The sequence below is a fragment of the Methylobacter sp. BlB1 genome, from assembly GCF_015476545.1.
In the GTDB taxonomy this organism is placed as follows: domain Bacteria; phylum Pseudomonadota; class Gammaproteobacteria; order Methylococcales; family Methylomonadaceae; genus Methylobacter.
Genome location: NZ_JADMKV010000011.1, coordinates 41,522 through 58,791, shown reverse-complemented (window position 1 = coordinate 58,791; position 17,270 = coordinate 41,522). Strand labels below are relative to the sequence as shown.

Below are 17,270 nucleotides of genomic sequence, written 5' to 3'. Positions count from 1 at the left end.
GTTCCGCTAGTTCCGCTAGTTCCGCTAGTTCCGCTAGTTCCGCTAGTTCCGCTAGTTCCGTTGGTTCCACTGGTTCCGCTCGTTCCACTGGTTCCACTGGTTCCACTGGTTCCACTGGTTCCGCTGGTTCCGCTGGTTCCGCTGGTTCCGCTCGTTCCACTGGTTCCGCTCGTTCCACTGGTTCCATTGCCAGAGAATGAGCATACAACTTGACCTTGTTGGCCACTAGGATCAACAAGAATCGTAGCCACTAGCTTGGCCGAAAAATTGCCTCGCACTGCACCTGTAGCATTAAAGATGACGCGCACTAACTGGTTTGGGCGCGATGTATTGAAAGTAACTGTTTGACCACCAGCCTGCGGACCATTAAGGTCAAGATTTCTAGCGGCTGCGCCATTTTGTGGGCTGTTGTTCTGTGTTGCGAATAAAAGGTCAGCAGTAGCTGTGTTAGTTACGAGCCCGAAACCCAAAAATGTCGTCAATGTGCCTACGTAACGCATCTTCTTGTTTGTTGATCGTATAATCATGTCTTTACCCTCATTGATGTATGACAAAGTAAAACAACTAGATCAAAATTTCGTCCTCCGTAGAAAGCTTGCGAAACTGAATTATGGCTGTTGGATTGGCCATGTTTTCGCTCATTACGATAGTAATCCCAGTTTACCGGACCAGTGGCTTGGAGCGGGACCGGAAGCCTCAAGGCTTAAGCGATTGGAAGTGAATAGGATATAAAACGGCGCTGAATTGGATGGTTGAGTAGCATTATTATCGATCCGTTTTCTAGGGCCTGAGCCCAATGCGGAATCAGAATGCAATGAAGCGAATACCGGGGGGTTAGTTGCGCCAAATTCTCTCTCTGCTTGTTCTTTTATTGAATTTGGCTGATTCGGCCGCAGCCAAGCTATGAAGCCAATGGCTAGGGCGGATATAATCGCAATCTTGATTGTTTTCATAAGACAACCTCCATCAGGTATGGAGTTAAACTATTTTTGTCAAACATACAGCATAGCGGCTGCCGGCAAGGCGCAGCCTGAATTGATGTAATGGTTAGTTGATGTTGACTTATGCTAGATTTTCGCTATTTGAAACTTATTATTTATATTTTGGCTCTGGATTGCTATTCGTGCCATTACGGTCAAACTAAGCAGACATCGGGCCTATAGCCTGCCTCAACTTAGGCGGCTCTTGTTGTTTGCAAATAATGATCGGTTACTTTGCCTGCTATAAGGATATTCACGGCCATATTTCTTGACGAGGTTAAGTCTGCCCAGCTATTAACTCCATCCTCCGCCCAATGCCTTGTAAATTTTTACGGTCGATATGCGTTGGCGCTTGGTCACATCGATTAATTCGAGATTGGCCTGCAACGCATTTTGTTGAGCGATAAGCACCTCCAGGTATGTTGCCCTGGCAGATTTATAAAGCTCATCAGATGTTTCAATAGACTTTTTCAATGCTTCGCTTTGCTGCTTTTTCTGGGCATGGATCTGTTCCAGATTCTTAATATTGGCAAGTTCATTCGACACTTCGACATAACCATTCAGAATTGTTTTCTGATAGTTATACATGGCGGTCAGCTGATTGGCTTTTGCCGTGTTGAACTGCGCTTTCAACGCATTCATATTGATCAGCGGCGCCACTACGGTTCCAAAGAGTGAATAAGCGAGCGATGCAGGCGTCTGAAATAAAAACTCGGGATTGAATGCCTGATAACCCAAGGTCGCCGTGATGTTGAAATTCGGGAAAAATGCCGCCCTTGCCGCTTTCAGATCAAACTTGCTGGCCTCAATCTGATGTTCGGCTTCGCGAACATCGGGGCGGTTTGCCAGCAATTGCGAAGGAACGCCCGATGCGATTTGCTGAGGAATCGCTTCGAACAGCACTTCCTTCTTCCTCTCAATGGGCTGCGGATAGCGCCCCAGCAGAAAATTAAGCCGGTTCTCGGCTTCCGTAATTTGTTGCAGCCTCTGTTTTTCCAGGGCTTGCGTATTGAGCAATTGGGCCCTGAACTGCTGCACGGCCAGTTCATTCGCCCTGCCGGCTTCTTTCTGCAGTTTTACAACTTCCAGCGCCTCCTGCTGTTTCTGGATGGTCTGCCGGATGATGTCCAGTTCATTATCCAGAGCCAGCAGTTCGTTATAGTTAACCGCGACATCGGCCACCAGATTGGAAATGACAAAGTGGGTGCCTTCAATGCTCGACAGATAGCCCTCGATTGCCGCCTTGCGCTGGCTCCGCAGTTTGCCCCAGACATCGACTTCCCAGGAGGCCTGCAGGCCTAAAAAGAGATCGGTCAGATTTTCGGGAACAATTTGCCCGGGCGTGATTTCGGTAGAGGCGTTGCCCGCCCCGTCCATGGTGTAAAGCCCGAACTTTTGCACCCCGCCGCCTATACTCAAATCCACTTTCGGCAACAGCGCCCCGTTTGCCAGCTTCACGCTGGAGCGCGAGACTTCAATCCGCTGCAAGGCCATCTGCAGATCGAGGTTGTTGGCCACGGCGGTATCGATCAGTTTGACCAGAAGCGGATCGGTAAAGTATTGGCGCCAGTTGATGTCTGCAATAGTCGTGGCCGTGTTTTTCTGATTTTGAAAACTTGCAGGAATCGCCTTTTCCGGAATGGACAAGTTGGTATCGAGCGACGCACAACCATTGATGGTTAAGGCCAAAAACGAGATGGCCAAGGGGTAATAAATTTTATTCTTCATTGAATTTAAATAGTTTCCGAGAGAGCCATTTCTTCTTTTCTGCCGTCGTGCTTGCGCTTGTCTGTAATGCTTGCAAACACCACATAGAGCCCCGGAATGACGATGACCCCGAAAATGGTCCCGAAAAGCATGCCTCCCGCGGCTGCCGTACCGATGGTATTGTTGCCTATCTTGCCCGCCCCCGAAGCGAACATCAGCGGAATAAGGCCGGCAATAAAGGCAAAAGAGGTCATCAGAATGGGACGCAGACGCAGCGTGGCGCCTTCAATGGCCGCTTCGAGCGGCGTTTTCCCCAGTCGGTGCTGCATCATGGCAAACTCAATGATCAGAATGGCGTTCTTGCCGAGAATGCCGATCAGCATGATCATGGCGATCTGCGCGTAGATATTGTTTTCCAGCCCCATGACCATCAGTAAGAACAAGGCTCCGAATATGCCGATCGGCAAAGAAAAAATAACCGGCATGGGCAACAGGAAGCTTTCATACTGGGCGGCAAGCAGCAGGTATACGAACACCAGGCAAATCAGAAAAATATAAATCGCCTGGTTGCCCGCCTGAGCCTGGTCCCGGGATGAACCTGCCCAATCGTAACCAAAGCCTTTGGGCAGTTTTTGCGCGGCCACGTCCTTGATCGCTGCAATGGCCTGCCCGCTGCTGTACCCTGGCGCCGGCTGGCCGTTGACCATGGCCGAGGTGTACATGTTGTAGCGCGTCACCTGCTCCGGGCCATAGACCTTTTCAACGCGAAGAAAGGAGGAAAAAGGCACCATTTTTCCGGCGTCATTTTTGATGTACAGCTTCATCAGATCATCCGGCTGAGCACGGTATTCTGGCAGCGCCTGCACCATGACCTTATACATCTGGCCGAAACGGATAAAGTTGGTGGCATACTCGCTGCCGATCAGGGTTTGCAGCGTACTCATGGCGTTCTCGGCGGTGATGCCTTTTTGCGCAGCCTTGTCGCCGTCAATGTGCAGCAGAAATTGCGGAAAACTGACGTTGAAGGTGGTAAAGGCATTCACGATCTCGGGCCGCTTGTTGAGTTCCTCCACAAAGTCATCGGCCACTTTCTGCAATCTTTGCAGATCGTCCGAACCGGTCTTGTCCAGCAAGCGCATTTCAAAACCGCTGGAATTGCCGTAGCCCGGCACGGGCGGCGGCGTGAAAAACTCGATGCTGGCATCTTTGATATATCGGGTTTTTTCTTCCAGCCTATGGATGATGTCCTTATCGGAAACTGTTCTCTCATCCCAGTTTTTCAAGCTGATCAGATTCATGCCGTAAACAGCGCCCGTACCTTCGGAAAGCAGGCTGAACCCAGCCAGACTGGAAACCGAATTCACACCGTCCAGGCCCGATGCAACACGCTGCACCTCATCCGACACTTTTTCGGTGCGCTCAAGGGTTGCTCCCGAAGGTGCCGTAATGTTGGCGTATATGGTCCCTTGATCTTCTTCAGGGATAAAACCTGTAGGCACATAAGTTCCTATCAAACCGGAGCCTACAGAAAATCCAACCAATATTCCAAACGTTATAACCCGTCTGTCAGCGATAACGCCGATCAGCTTTTTGTAGTTGCCGGACAGCCTGTCGTACCCGTTATTGAATCCTGCAAAGAATTTCTGCAGACCCGATTTTTCAGCATGCTCAGAAACATGAACATTCTTGAGAAACAAGGCGCACAACGCGGGAGTCAGGGTGAGTGCCGTAACACCTGAGAGGACAATGGAAAACGCCATAGTCAGGGAAAACTGCCGGTAAAAAACGCCTTCCGGGCCTTCCATAAAGGCGACCGGTAAAAACACGGCCGACATGACCAGCGTGATGGCGATAATCGCTCCGCTGATTTCGCGCATGGCCTGCTCCGTGGCTTTTCGCGCGCCGATTTTGGAATGCTCCATTTTGGCATGCACGGCCTCAATCACCACAATGGCGTTGTCCACCACGATACCGATAGCCAACACCAGTGCAAACAGGGTAATGAGATTGAGGGAAAAGCCCATCAGCTGCATGAAGAAAAACGTGCCGACCAACGATACCGGCACGGCAATAATGGGGATGAGGGTGGAGCGAAAATCCTGCAAGAAGACAAACACCACCAGGGCAACCAACAGAAAAGCTTCTACCAGTGTCTTGATGACTTCATGAATGGAAGCATCCAGAAACTCGGAAACATCATAGCTCAGGGTATAATCCATGCCCGGCGGAAAGGACGTGGACTTTATCTTCGCCATGGTCGCTTTGATAGTGTCAATCACCTCCTTGGCATTGCTGCCCGGGCGCTGCTTTAACAGAATGGCGGCGGAAGGCCGGCCGTTTTCTTTGGAAAGGACGTTGTAATCCTGAGAATCGAATTCGATTTCGGCAACATCCTTGAGCCGCAATATTTCGCCATTCTCCGCACTGCTCAAGACGATGTTTTCATAGGCTGCCTTGGTATTATGTTTGCCGGTGTACTTCAAGACGTATTGAAGCGCCTGCGCCCTCTTACCTGAGCTCTCACCAATCTTACCCGGCGCGGCTTCCACGTTCTGAGCTTTCAGTTTTTCAATGACTTCCGTAGCCGAGATGTTGTACATCAACAGTTTATCGGGCTTCAGCCACACGCGCATGGCGTATTCCCTGGAGCCCAGGATTTCGGCAAAACCGACCCCGTCTATTCTTTTGAGTTCTTTTAAAACATTGATGTCGGTAAAGTTGTAAAGAAATTTCTCGTCCAGCGTTGGGTCCGAACTGAGTATGTTGATATATAACAGCATGGCGTTTTGTACTTTCTCGACAATAACCCCTGCTTTAATCGCTTCGGCGGGCAACTCGTCCAGCACCGAAGACACCCGGTTCTGCACGTTGACGGCGGCGACTTCCGGGTCAGTGCCGGCCTTGAAAATAATCTGGATTTCGCCGCTGCCGTCATTGCCGGAAACAGACGACATATAAGCCATGCCGGGCACGCCGTTGATTGCTCGCTCGAGCGGCGTTATGACAGCCTTGACGACAACTTCCGCATTGGCGCCGGTAAATTTTGTCGTAACATTGACCTCGGGAGGCGCAATATCAGGAAACTGCGTGACAGGCAGTCGGGTTAAAGACAGCAACCCCATCAACGTGATCAAAATGGAAATGACGATCGACAATACCGGCCGATGAATAAATCTGGAAGTCATGATAATCCTTACCGCCCGGTTAAGCTTTAATGTCTAATAACATCACTTCGGCTAAATCAACATCGACAGGATTGATTTTATGTCCATCCCTTACATTCTCGACGCCTTCGAACAGTATTTTTTCGTCTTTTGACAAACCGGATTCCACGACATAAAAGTCAGGAAACCGCATTTTGGGAACGATGTTTCTTTGCTGTAGCACGCCTGCCTGATCGACTACGAAGACATACAGCTTGTCCTGAATTTCAAACGTTGATTTTTGAGGAATTTGCAAGGCATTCTTCAGTTGTTTGCTGACAATGACCTTGCCGCTCGCTCCATGCTTCAAGATTGCGCCCGGATTTGGAAATCTTGCCCTGAAAGCAATATTGCCCGTTGAGCGATCGAATTCGCTTTCGATCATTTCTATTTTTCCTTCGTAACCATAAAGCGCATTGTTGGCGAGCTTTAAACTTACGGTTTTTGTCTCTTGTTCTCCATTGGTGATGTAGTTCAGGTAATCGATTTCCGACAGGTTGAAATAGGCAAATACTTCGTGATTGTCGGAAATGGAAGTCAGCATATCCCCTTCTTCTATGAGACTGCCGACCTTGTTCGGAATCCGGTTGATAACGCCGTTATAAGGCGCTTTTATTTTGGAAAATGAGAGCTGTAAAGCGGCCTGCTCTTTGTTTGCCTTAGCCTCTTCCACATCGGCTGTTAATGCCTCCATTTTGGCCTTTGTTACAGCCAGCTCCGCTTTGGATACAATATTTTTTTCGACCAGCCGCCTTACGTTGGTTAACTCAACTTGGGCAGCCTTCAGATCGGCTATGGCATTTTTATAAACCGCATTGGCTTTTTGTAATTCTTTTTCGAATTCCAAAGGGTTAAGCGTAAACAGCAGTTGCCCTTCCTTTACCGGCTGGCCTTCGTCCACATAGATTTTTTCAATGTAGCCTTTAACCTGGCTTCTTACCTCGACATATTTTACCGACTGTATGTCGGCCACATATTCGCTACTGTAATTGGTGTCTTTTAACAGGGGGGTTATTACCTGGTGGGAATCGATGGTCTCAATTTCTTTTTTAGGTGTGCAGGATGCCGTGATCAGGCAGAAGACAAGAAACAGTATTTGGCTATTTTTCATTTGAAGTCATTTAGGCAATTGAATTTCTGACACAGCAAGAGAATCGTACGGATTTTCTTCGTGCTGTTGGGATTACGGATTTTTTTCAAACAGATGGCAGTTAGGGCATAAAATTTTTTGCTCTGCTCATTAAAACCCAGCTTTCACTTTTTCTATTAACGCATGCTTAAATTTGGAAAGCTGAATACTGAAAGGCGGACGCAGTTCTCAGAAAACGGGTACAAATGAGTAAATGAGTTGTTGTTCATAACATTGGCTAATGGCATTGCAAGTCATGGAATTATTGATTATCTTAAATAAGCAATAATAATGCCAACATTAACAAAGATTAAATAATATTATTTTTCCTATAGATATTTCACCTTGTAAACTCATTCGCCTGAACAGAGTGTTGCAATTTGCGAAAAGCGAGTGCAAAATGCATCACTATGTCTGTTATTTATAAATTAACTTTCTCCCTGTTCGCCTTGACATTAGTGGTTTTTGGCATCTACGGGACGTATCAACTTCGAACCGAATCGCAGGACTTGCGGGATGATGTTGAAAAAGAGACTCGCTTATTAGCCCACAGTTTGCTGGTTTCTGTAGAGAACGCTTTACGGGATCAGCAAACGGAAGATGTGCAGGAGCTGTTGCAACAAATAGAGCACTTCAAGCCTTCTATAGACGTATCTGTCTACATTCAAAACCACAGCATTATCCGTTCCGGTGCAGAAAGCCTGGTGTGGCCGGAAGAAGTAAAACAAACGCTGTCCCAGACTGCGCTTGATGGTGAAATGAAGCAATTTTATTTTCCCGCAGACGATCCTGACTTTCTGGTGATGTCCTTACCTTTCAATAAGGCTTCAACCGCCATGCCGGGCAATCTGGCTGTGGTGCGGTCCCTGCAAAAGATGAAAGAGGATTTAAGTAAAACCAGAACCTATATTCTTTGGTCTTTTTTTTCTTTGATTTCATTTACCTCCCTGCTTTGTTTCTTTTTAGGACAGATTTACATTTCCCGCCCGCTGCAGGAACTCCGCCAAGCCATGCTGGCTTTCAGAAACAGCCGGGAACCGCCGGAGCCTTTACCAATAAGCGGGAATGACGAGCTTTCGTCCGTGCGGCAGGAATTCAACCGAATGACGGTGCAATTGTTTTCCGCTTACCGCAGACTAGACGCTGAAACCCAGCAACGGCGGCAGCTGCAACGTGCCTTACAGAATGCGGATAAGATGATAACGATCGGCCAGTTATCGGCAGGACTGGCCCATGAAATCGGCTCGCCCCTGCAGATCATTAACGGCAGGGCGAGAGCGCTGGCCGACGGCAGCGAGGATTTGCAGGAGGTGCGGCGGATAGCCAATATCCTGGTCGACCAAACCGACCGTATCACGCGAATTGTCCAGCGCCTTCTGGAGTTTGCCCCGCGCCCGTCATCCGACCCCGCGCTCTGCGATGCCATCCAGGCTGTAGCCGAAGTCATCGACATGCTGGGCTTCGAAGCGCGGCGTCAAGGCGTGGTCATGACTTTCACCCATCCTGAGACATTGCCGCTTCTGCTGATCAACAAAGACGGCATCCAGCAGATCGTGTTGAACCTGCTGTCCAATGCGCTGGCGGCAGTCGTTGACACAGGCTCGATCAGCGTCGATCTGTCCCAGGATTCCATTGTCTATGCCGACAACAAAATACCGGCACTAAGGCTTACCGTCAGCGATACAGGGACAGGCATCGCGCCGGAACATCTGCCCTATCTTTTCGAACCTTACTTTACCACTCGCAGCAAACAAGGCGGCACCGGTCTGGGACTGGCCGTGGTCAAGACCTTGGTGACCGAAATGGGGGGCAGTGTCGTCGGCGAAACAGAATTCGGCAAAGGTAGCCATTTTATTGTTCACTTGCCCTGGAAGAATCCCTCATGACTTCAGAAAACGTTCGCCTGCTGGTGATTGACGACGATCCCGGCATTGTTGATTATCTGCTCGACATGCTTCGGCATGAGGGCTATTCAGCCGTCGGATTCACGCAAACCGATGAGGCGCTCAGCGCCATAGAAAAAGAGCCATTCGATCTCGTCATATCCGATGTGGTCATGCCCGGCATGCGCGGTCTCGAATTAATGACAGCCATTCACCGTAAACGGCCTGAACAGCTGGTATTACTCATTACCGCCTTCGGCAGCATTGACCTGGCGATGCAAAGCATGCACGCAGGCGCCTGCGACTTTTTAACCAAGCCGTTCCGCATCGAAGAACTGTACGCCGCGGTAACCCGTGCGCTTGAAGACCGGCAAATGAGGCGCACCGCAGTAAAAATCGACTATACCGATGATAAAAACAGCGACACAAGTGTTTTTGTAACCCGCAGCGCTTGCATGCGGCAATTGATCACTCTGGCAAAACGGGCTGCCGCAGTAAATTCGACGGTGCTTTTAACGGGCGAAAGCGGCACCGGCAAAAGCGCAGTGGCACGCTGGATTCATGACAACAGCCCGAATCGTCAAGGGCCTTTTATCGCCGTCAATTGCGCGGCGTTGCCGCACAGTCTGGTGGAAAGCGAATTGTTCGGCGTCCGCAAAGGCGCTTTTACCGATGCCAGCAAAGACAGGCCGGGACTGTTTTTGCAAGCGAATTCCGGAACCCTGTTCCTCGATGAAATCGCTGAACTGCCCTTGGAAATACAGCCCAAGCTGCTGCAAGCGCTGGAAACCGGAAAAATCCGCGCACTCGGCGATACCAAAGAAGAGCAAGTCAATGTTCGCCTGATCGCCGCGACCCATCAGCCGTTGGAACAACGCATCAACGACAAACTGTTCCGCCTTGACCTTTATCACCGATTGAATGTGATCAGCCTTGAAGTGCCTCCTTTACGAGAGCGTAAGGAAGACCTTAACGAGTTGATCAAAACATTAATCGACACAATCTGCCAACGTCTTGGCAAACAAGGGCCGGTCAATATTTCGGCGGAAGTGCTGCGTTGGATACAAGCCTACCATTGGCCGGGCAATGTCCGTGAACTTGCCAACACTTTGGAGCGGGCTATCGTACTTGCCGAACATGACACGCTTTTTATTGAAGATCTGGCGCAAGCCTCGAAAATTCCTTTCAACGACAAGAATTTTCTGGAACTGGCAATGATGCAGGGATGGACAGTCGAAGACGTTCAGCAGGCCTATATTCGCCATGTTCTGGAAGCAACCGGCGGCAATAAAATTCAAGCCGCCCGGATACTTGGCCTGGACCGCAGCACTCTGTACCGCAAGCTGGGATAATACTTTCCTGCAGGAAAATCAACCGGCTGATCTGAAACACTTTCACAGCCTCGAAGCCGCCTTTTCATATTAATGTGGACCGATACCTTCAAGCTAGACAGGTCATGGGTTTGCCGGTTTTTTACCTGCCCCATGAAGACATTCAGTGCGCGCGGCAAGGTTGGTCTATGAACGGCTATTTTGCTATGATCCCTTTGTGATAAACAACCACAGGTATAAATCCACACAGTAGAAATTGTCCACAAATACGCCGCCTTTGTCGGGCTGCGCATCATTCTGTTCTTTAATACACATTAAGGAGGTTCTTCGTGTCACCAAAAACACGTATTGGTCTCATTGGTTACGGCAAGACCGGCAGAGCCGTAGCCAACATATTCAGCACCGACCCTCGCTTCGAACTGCGCTGGATTGCTCGCCGCACGGCCAGCGGCGTCGCTCAAACACACCCAGACACCGCCGTCCCTATCATCAGTATTGAACAGCAACCGTTCGAGGAGCTGTTTAACCGGCATCCGGTTGATGCAGTCGTGGATTTTTCCTTGCCAGAAACAGTACATTCGTATGGAGAAATAGTACGCAAACGCAGAATAATACTGGTCAGCGCGATTTCTGCTTATTCGAAAAGCGATCTGGCTTATATTCGTAATCTTGGAGAATATACACGGGTGATGTGCTCGCCCAACATTACGCTGGGGATCAATTTCCTCATGACGGCAGCCAATCTGCTACGCAAGGTCGCACCTTTCGCCGATGTGGAAATCCTTGAGCAACACTTTAAGGAAAAACCTGAAGTTTCAGGCACGGCACTTAAGATTGCGGAAAAATTAGGCGTGGAAGATGATCAAGTCACCTCATTGCGGCTCGGCGGAATTATCGGCGAGCATGAAGTCATTTTCGGTTTCCCCCACCAAACCGTTCGATTAATCCATTCATCAATCAGACGCGAAGCATTCGGTACCGGCGCAGCTTTCGCTTTATCCCAACTGGCAAGCTGCGATATCGGCTTTTATACCTTCGAAGACCTGCTGTTACGTGCCACCAGCCACAATGAATTGCCGAAGTCCGGCATTTCCAGGGCGACCATTTGAATAAAATTAAGTTACCTTCGGCATGGCCGGAGGTAACTTAATTTACTATCCGGAATTAATATTCACTCAGCCAATAAAAGTGGAAAGGCTGGATGGGCAGCCTGCCCTCCTCTATAACAGGCTGCTGGCCCGAATATAGATCGATTAGCTGGCCGGAAGTACCGAACCCCTCATGAGCCAGGGTTTGCAAATCGAGAGTCTGCGGTTCGGCGCTGAAATTGCTCACCACCAGAACGCTTTTCGAGGAGCGGTTGTGATCGAAACGCATGAAGGCAAACAGATGCTCGTTATTCGTATCGATCAGATGGCGATTATTGAAATCGGCAAAGGCTGTCGTTTCCTTGCGTATCGCGATCATCTTCTTTAACGCGGCGAACAGCGTGTACTCTATCGTGCCCTGCCTCTTGCGCAGTTCAACACGTTGCCAGTCAATTGTCGGCCTGTGTATCCAGCGGCTGTCGCCTAATTTATCATGATCATCGCGGTAGCTGTAGTCATTGAAGGTGCCGATCTCGTCGCCGTAATACAGCAATGGGATGCCGCCGAAGGCCATGATCAGGTTATGCAGCAGCAGGATTTTATCGATAGCGATCCTAATCTCCTGTTCATTGCCGGATTGGGCCGCTTTTTCGAGGCCGGCCAGCGAGGCCAGAGAGCCTGAGATACGCGCATCGCCGGTTTTATCATTGCGCATGAACGGCACGCCGCTGGCGAAAGACCCCGGATAACTGCCCGTATAGAAATCAATCAGAAACTGCCGGTGGGCGAAAGGATCGTAACCGGCGGCGCGAATGTCGTTGTCATCATAACCCAGACCAATATCATCATGGCAGCGCACATAGTTCAGCCAGGTGGCGCGCTCCAGTTTGCCGGGCAGGCTCTTCAAGCCCTGAGTCAGCAGTTTGCAGTTTTGGGTGGCGATGGCGTCCCAAAGCAGCGCCATGAACGTGGCGTTATAGGCAATCTCGCATTCCTTGGCAATGATCGCGTCTTCGCCGAAATATTTGATGATTTCCACCGGCGCGACGATGGCTTCGGCAATAAACAGCGCGCCCGGCGCCACGACTTGACAGCAGTCTTTCATCAATTGCAGCAGCAAATGGGCTTCGCGTTCATTCTGGCAAGTGGTGCCTATCTTCTTCCATAAAAACGCCACCGCATCGAGCCTTATGATATCGGCGCCCTGGTTGATCCAGAACAGGATGACATCGATCATCTCGATGAATACGGCGGGATTGCTGTAATTCAGGTCCCATTGATAATTATGGAAAACCGTCATGACCCATTTTTGCATGGTCTCGTTCCAGGTGAAATTGCCCGGACTGGATTCCGGAAAAATCTCCGGCATGCTTTGCTCGTACATGTCGGGAATTTCGCGGTTATCAAAAATGTAATAGTAATCCTGATATTTTTTATCGCCGGCGATAGCCTTCTGCGCCCATTCGTGCTCATCGGAAGTATGATTGACGACCACGTCCAGCACCAGCAAGATGTCGCGCTTGCCGAACTCATCAGCGATTGTCTGCAAGTCTTCCAGCGTGCCGATCCGCTCGTCAATTTCACGGAAATTGCTGACCGCATAGCCGCCATCGCTTTTGCCGACCGGGCATTTCAGTATCGGCATGATGTGCACAAGATTAATGCCCAGCTCTTGAAAATAAGGCGTTTTAGCCGCCATATTCCGTAAATTGCCGGCAAAGCCCGCACTGTAGAGCGCCATGCCGACCCACTTCTGGCTTAAAAACCAGTTATGGTCTTTTTCCCGAGCGATATCAAGGTCCTTCAATTCCCTTGGCCTATGCATGTACTTCCGCACCAGCGTTTCAACCAGACGCTGCATCTGAAGTTCAAAATCATCTCGCTGCCCGTAGAGGCGCTCGAAAAGATTATGGATGGCATAGAAATTCGCCCCCAGCCGCGTATAAAAATGCTGCAAATCCCGTCGCCGTTCGTATGCATTCGGCTGCAGCTCATCCAGAATTTCATTCAGCAATGAATGGGAGATTTGTTCGTACATGATTTTCTCTCTGAGGCTACTGATTGAGTGCCCAGGCTTCTATAAAAGGCTGGTAGAAGCCAATGTCCTGAACCGTCGCGCCGCGCCGGCCGACCAGCGCCGAAGCGAAACACTGCGCGCGCTCCATGGTCAGTTTTATATTCCAGCCCATGTTCAGGCCGAGCAGCAGAACGGCGGCAAAGGCATCGCCGGCGCCGACCGTATCGAGTACCTGCAGAGCCGGCGCAGGCGCCACATTGACATGATTGCCCGCCGCGTCGACCGCCAGCGCGCCCTGATCGCCATAGGTTACAACTAATCCCTCAAGGTTATGAGCCCTCTGAAACGCACGCATATCGGCTTTGATGTCGCCTGATAGCGGCTGCAATGCAGCCAGCTCATGATGATTGAGCTTGACCCAGTCGGCATCGTCAAGCAACCGCCGCACATCGTCCTTTTTCCACCACGGCGCGCGCAGATTGACATCCAGAAAAATTTTGCCGCGATGCCGGGCCTTTAATACGGCCAGCGCCCGTCTCGACACCTCATGCCGCACCGCCAATGTGCCGTGATAAAGCAGACCGTCGTGTATTTCCACGGCCAGCTCATCGGCAGCAATGAAGTCATAGGCCTGTGCCGGCAGGATCGCGTAACGGGGTTCGCCATCGTCGATCATGACTTGCACCGAGCCGGTAGGATGTTCGCTATCGCGTTGCAGGCCCGACACAGCCATGCCCCATGCCCGCATGGCCGCTTCAATGGCATCGCCTAACGGGTCCCGGCCGATGCGGCTGATAAAACGCGGAGCCTGGGCGAAAGCCTGCAAATGCCAAGCCGCATTGAACGGTGCGCCGCCGAGCACGCAGCTGCCGTCGGGAAAATGATCAAACAACACTTCGCCGAACACTGTAATAGGTTTATTAGTCATTAATTTTCATCCATTGTTGCGTGTGCGGCAGATAATGTGCGACACCTTCTAAAATACCGGCGCTGTAATTGCCGTTCATACCCATAAAACCGCCTTTGGCGAGATAAAGCGCGCTGCCTGTCGCGCGCAACGTTGCCAACGCCTGGGCTTCTCGGCGCACATCGGCGCTGGCGTTGGCAACCAGCACCGACCGAATCGGACTGATCAGCACCGGCAGATCATTGCCGCTGTCGCCGGCGAACACGGTATTTTCGATGCCGACCCCTAACTCCCGCATCAAAAATTCGATGGCATGGACTTTAGTGGCGCTGGCCGGCAGCACGTCCAGCAATCCGATTGGACCGGTCTCATCGACACTATAGATCAGGTCGGCCTGGATGCCCTGCTCCCCTAGCAGGCCGCGCATCGCCGCCATCAGCCGGGGCAGATCGGCCTCTATCGGCACATAATAACTGAGCTTGAAGCGGTTCTGCTTGGCGCTTTCCTGCAACCTCAGCTCCGCCAGATGCCCGAACATTTGCCGCATGTCGGCATGATCGCGGCCGGCCCAGTCGGGCGCGATGGCTGCTATCCATTGCGGCCATTCCTGCCAGCCCTCGGCCGTTATCGCATAAATGCTGGTGCCGACATCGCCGATGACGAAGTCGGGGCACGGCAGTTCGTATGCGGCTATCGCCTGCTCCACCAGCGCCTTGTGCCGTCCCGAAACATAAGCCAGCAGAACTTCCGGGCGCGCGGCCAGGGCCGCGAACAGCGCCCTGGCCGATGCCGATTCCGGCGCGTTGCCGTTCGGCAGCAGCGTGCGGTCAAGATCGGTACAGATTAACAGCCGTTCAGTCATTGTTGTTGAAAAAATCATAGTGCTCGATCGCTTCGATAATGCCCAGCGCATGAGGTTGCCGTGCGAAATAAATACGCTCCGGTTCATCCAGTTGCGCAAGTTCCTCGCGATGCCGGTTAGCCACGACGACGGCCAGCGTATTGCCGCGCATCATGTCCTCGTCGGCGGCCGATCCGCCGGCGACCAGTATCCGTCCCAGCGGAATGTTCCACTGCTGGGCGAAATAGCGTAACGCCAGCCCCTTGGATGCGCGCACCGGCACGATATCGAAATATTGCCCGAAAGCGAGCCGTGCATTGACAACCTGTTCTTCCTGACGCAGCCGCGCATTGATCTCGTCCGGGGACGGCGCAATATCCGCATTGTAATAGAACGAGATTTTGAAACGGCTTTGCTCGTTCTTGGGCTGCCAGGTCAGGCCAGGCATTTCACTCATGATCCTGCGGATAGCTCCCGGATTCCAATAGTGATCGATGTGCCGGGCCCAGGCCATATCGGCCGTGATATGGGGCGCATAGTAGATTTCCGTGCCCAGGCTGGTCAGCAATACGTCCGGTGTCGGGATACGGTGCTTCCTCAGCGCCGCAAGAGCCGAGTCGAGCCGTCGCCCGGTTGCGATGCCGAAAAAGACATGCCTGCGCTTGTCGCGGATATAGCGGGCAAATTCCAGCAAGCCTTCCGGGTTGCCGAGCAGACTCTGATCGATATCGGTGAAGATGGCCCGGTCCTGATAGCGCAGGGAGTTGCGTGAGCGGGCGACTTTGGGCAGCGGCATCTGCTGGCCGAGCAAGGGCCTGATGCTGTTCACGTACTTCTCGGCATGCGCCTGCCAGGAATAATATTTACGGACATTGGTCAGGCCGTTCTCTGAAAATGTCCGCCACTGCTGCCGGTCTTTGAGCAGTGTCATAAGCGCTTCAGCCAAGGCCTGTTTATCGAGCGGATCGATGAGCAGACCGTTATGGCAGTTGCCGATAATATCGACAGGGCCACCGTTTTCGGTCGAGACCAGCGGCAAACTACATGCCGCCGCTTCCAGCAGAGTCAGGCCGAACGGTTCGGTCAGCGCCGGATTGACGAACACGCCTTTCGATAAAGCCGCCAGACGGTAGATAACCGGAACGTCTTCCTGGTTGTGGTGTTTGGGGAGCGCAATGCGCCCGTACAGATCGTAGCAGTCGATCAGGAGCAGGATGTCCGTGAGCACGGACTGGGCGCCTTCATCCATTTCGCGGATATCGTCGCGGCAACCGGCCACGATGACCAGATTGGCCAGTCGCTGCAATTTCGGACATTCGCCGTAGGCTTCAATCAGAGTCGCAATGTTCTTGCGCACATCCGGGCGCGATAGCGCCAGGATCATCGGCTTTTCGGGTTCTTTCAAAAATCGCGTCAGGCTCTTGTGAATCGCTGTGTTTATCTCCGAACCGTCCGGCGCATGAAATTGATCCAGATCAGTGCCCGGCGGGATGACCACCATGCGCTCGGGATGGTAATAGTCGTAAAGCTCGTACTGTTCGGCGATTTCGTTGTTCGTGCTGGTAATGACCAATTCGGCATTGGCCAGAACATCTTCCTCGACATTGATGCGCCGGGATAAATGGTAACGTTGTTCAATGGACTCATTGAGCAATCCCGTCGCCAGCAGCCGGCCGCGTTTGTCGCGTCCCAGGGAATGCCCGGTATGAATCAGCGGAATGCCGGTCAGATGAGCCAGACGCATGGCCACGTAGCCCGCATCGGCATAGTGGCTGTGCAGTACATCGGGCATGCGCGGCTGCTGGTGCAGCCAGTGCAGCAGATTGTCTGCGAATATATCCAGATAATCCCAGAGCTCCTCTTTACGAAAATAGCCGTCCGGACCTGCGGCGATACGAATGATGCGGGCCTTATCCTGAAGCCGCTCAACCGGTTCGCCGTAGTCGGCGCTGATATTGGCATCTATGATCTGCCGGGTTACCAGATCGACGCGCTCTACATCGTCGCGTAACGCCAGCGCCCGGGTCAGATCAACGACGTATTTGGTCTGGCCGCCGGTATCGGCATCACGACCCAGTTCAAGATCGTGGCCGCGAATCAGGCCGTGAACACTGATCAGAAGCAGATAAAGGGGATCTGTTTTGCCTGTCATAACCATTCCAGTCAGCTAGAGGTTAATAGGTG

At 51.6% G+C, this 17,270-nt stretch carries 11 protein-coding genes; 3 read left to right on the top strand and 8 right to left on the bottom strand.

Annotation, left to right across the window (positions count from 1 at the left end; all coding sequences use genetic code 11):
• Positions 1-641: 641 nt before the first annotated feature.
• The 4 genes from IT781_RS06380 to IT781_RS06365 form a co-directional block, all read right to left on the bottom strand.
• The gene (locus tag IT781_RS06380; protein WP_194969310.1) at positions 642-953 is read right to left on the bottom strand and encodes a hypothetical protein; all 312 of its coding nucleotides are present in this window, start codon (positions 951-953) and stop codon (positions 642-644) included.
• Positions 954-1,274: 321 nt separating this feature from the next.
• Positions 1,275-2,708 (bottom strand): efflux transporter outer membrane subunit, encoded by a 1,434-nt coding sequence (locus IT781_RS06375; RefSeq protein WP_194969309.1) that lies wholly within the window; start codon positions 2,706-2,708, stop codon positions 1,275-1,277.
• Between the two features lie 5 nt (positions 2,709-2,713).
• On the bottom strand, positions 2,714-5,872 hold the full coding sequence (locus IT781_RS06370) for an efflux RND transporter permease subunit (RefSeq protein ID WP_194969308.1): 3,159 nt from the start codon (positions 5,870-5,872) through the stop codon (positions 2,714-2,716).
• A gap of 19 nt (positions 5,873-5,891) precedes the next feature.
• Complete coding sequence (locus IT781_RS06365; protein ID WP_194969307.1) at positions 5,892-7,001, bottom strand: efflux RND transporter periplasmic adaptor subunit; 1,110 nt, start codon at positions 6,999-7,001, stop codon at positions 5,892-5,894.
• 428 nt (positions 7,002-7,429) lie between these two features.
• Here IT781_RS06365 and IT781_RS06360 point away from each other — a divergent pair, with 428 nt between their 5' ends.
• The 3 genes from IT781_RS06360 (at position 7,430) to IT781_RS22825 (ending at position 11,342) form a co-directional block, all read left to right on the top strand.
• Positions 7,430-8,905 carry an ATP-binding protein gene (locus tag IT781_RS06360; protein WP_194969306.1) on the top strand — a complete coding sequence of 492 codons (1,476 nt, stop codon included), beginning with the start codon at positions 7,430-7,432 and terminating at the stop codon, positions 8,903-8,905.
• Complete coding sequence (locus IT781_RS06355; RefSeq protein ID WP_194969305.1) at positions 8,902-10,254, top strand: sigma-54 dependent transcriptional regulator; 1,353 nt, start codon at positions 8,902-8,904, stop codon at positions 10,252-10,254. The genes IT781_RS06360 and IT781_RS06355 overlap by 4 nt, the downstream gene beginning before the upstream one ends.
• Positions 10,255-10,562: 308 nt before the next feature.
• Positions 10,563-11,342: a dihydrodipicolinate reductase C-terminal domain-containing protein gene (locus IT781_RS22825; RefSeq protein ID WP_194969304.1), complete on the top strand. Its 780-nt coding sequence runs from the start codon at positions 10,563-10,565 to the stop codon at positions 11,340-11,342.
• A 55-nt stretch (positions 11,343-11,397) separates the two neighbouring features.
• Here IT781_RS22825 and IT781_RS06345 read toward each other — a convergent pair whose 3' ends face one another.
• From IT781_RS06345 to IT781_RS06330, 4 genes are read right to left on the bottom strand one after another with little or no spacing between them, the layout of a single operon-like run.
• Positions 11,398-13,359, bottom strand: coding sequence for an alpha-amylase family glycosyl hydrolase (locus IT781_RS06345; RefSeq protein WP_194969303.1), 1,962 nt, complete (start codon positions 13,357-13,359; stop codon positions 11,398-11,400).
• 16 nt (positions 13,360-13,375) lie between these two features.
• Entirely contained in the window at positions 13,376-14,266 is an 891-nt protein-coding gene (locus tag IT781_RS06340; protein WP_194969302.1) for a PfkB family carbohydrate kinase, read from the bottom strand.
• Positions 14,259-15,107, bottom strand: coding sequence for an HAD-IIB family hydrolase (locus IT781_RS06335; protein ID WP_194969301.1), 849 nt, complete (start codon positions 15,105-15,107; stop codon positions 14,259-14,261). The genes IT781_RS06340 and IT781_RS06335 overlap by 8 nt, the downstream gene beginning before the upstream one ends.
• Positions 15,100-17,244: an HAD family hydrolase gene (locus IT781_RS06330; protein ID WP_194969300.1), complete on the bottom strand. Its 2,145-nt coding sequence runs from the start codon at positions 17,242-17,244 to the stop codon at positions 15,100-15,102. Before IT781_RS06330 ends, IT781_RS06335 begins: the two co-directional genes overlap by 8 nt.
• Positions 17,245-17,270 lie beyond the last annotated feature (26 nt).

Coding starts and splice junctions, on each gene's coding strand:
- IT781_RS06380 (WP_194969310.1), bottom strand. CDS start 953: ATGAAAACAATCAAGATTGCGATTATATCCGCCCTAGCCATTGGCTTC.
- IT781_RS06375 (WP_194969309.1), bottom strand. CDS start 2,708: ATGAAGAATAAAATTTATTACCCCTTGGCCATCTCGTTTTTGGCCTTA.
- IT781_RS06370 (WP_194969308.1), bottom strand. CDS start 5,872: ATGACTTCCAGATTTATTCATCGGCCGGTATTGTCGATCGTCATTTCC.
- IT781_RS06365 (WP_194969307.1), bottom strand. CDS start 7,001: ATGAAAAATAGCCAAATACTGTTTCTTGTCTTCTGCCTGATCACGGCA.
- IT781_RS06360 (WP_194969306.1), top strand. CDS start 7,430: ATGTCTGTTATTTATAAATTAACTTTCTCCCTGTTCGCCTTGACATTA.
- IT781_RS06355 (WP_194969305.1), top strand. CDS start 8,902: ATGACTTCAGAAAACGTTCGCCTGCTGGTGATTGACGACGATCCCGGC.
- IT781_RS06345 (WP_194969303.1), bottom strand. CDS start 13,359: ATGTACGAACAAATCTCCCATTCATTGCTGAATGAAATTCTGGATGAG.
- IT781_RS06340 (WP_194969302.1), bottom strand. CDS start 14,266: ATGACTAATAAACCTATTACAGTGTTCGGCGAAGTGTTGTTTGATCAT.
- IT781_RS06335 (WP_194969301.1), bottom strand. CDS start 15,107: ATGACTGAACGGCTGTTAATCTGTACCGATCTTGACCGCACGCTGCTG.
- IT781_RS06330 (WP_194969300.1), bottom strand. CDS start 17,244: ATGGTTATGACAGGCAAAACAGATCCCCTTTATCTGCTTCTGATCAGT.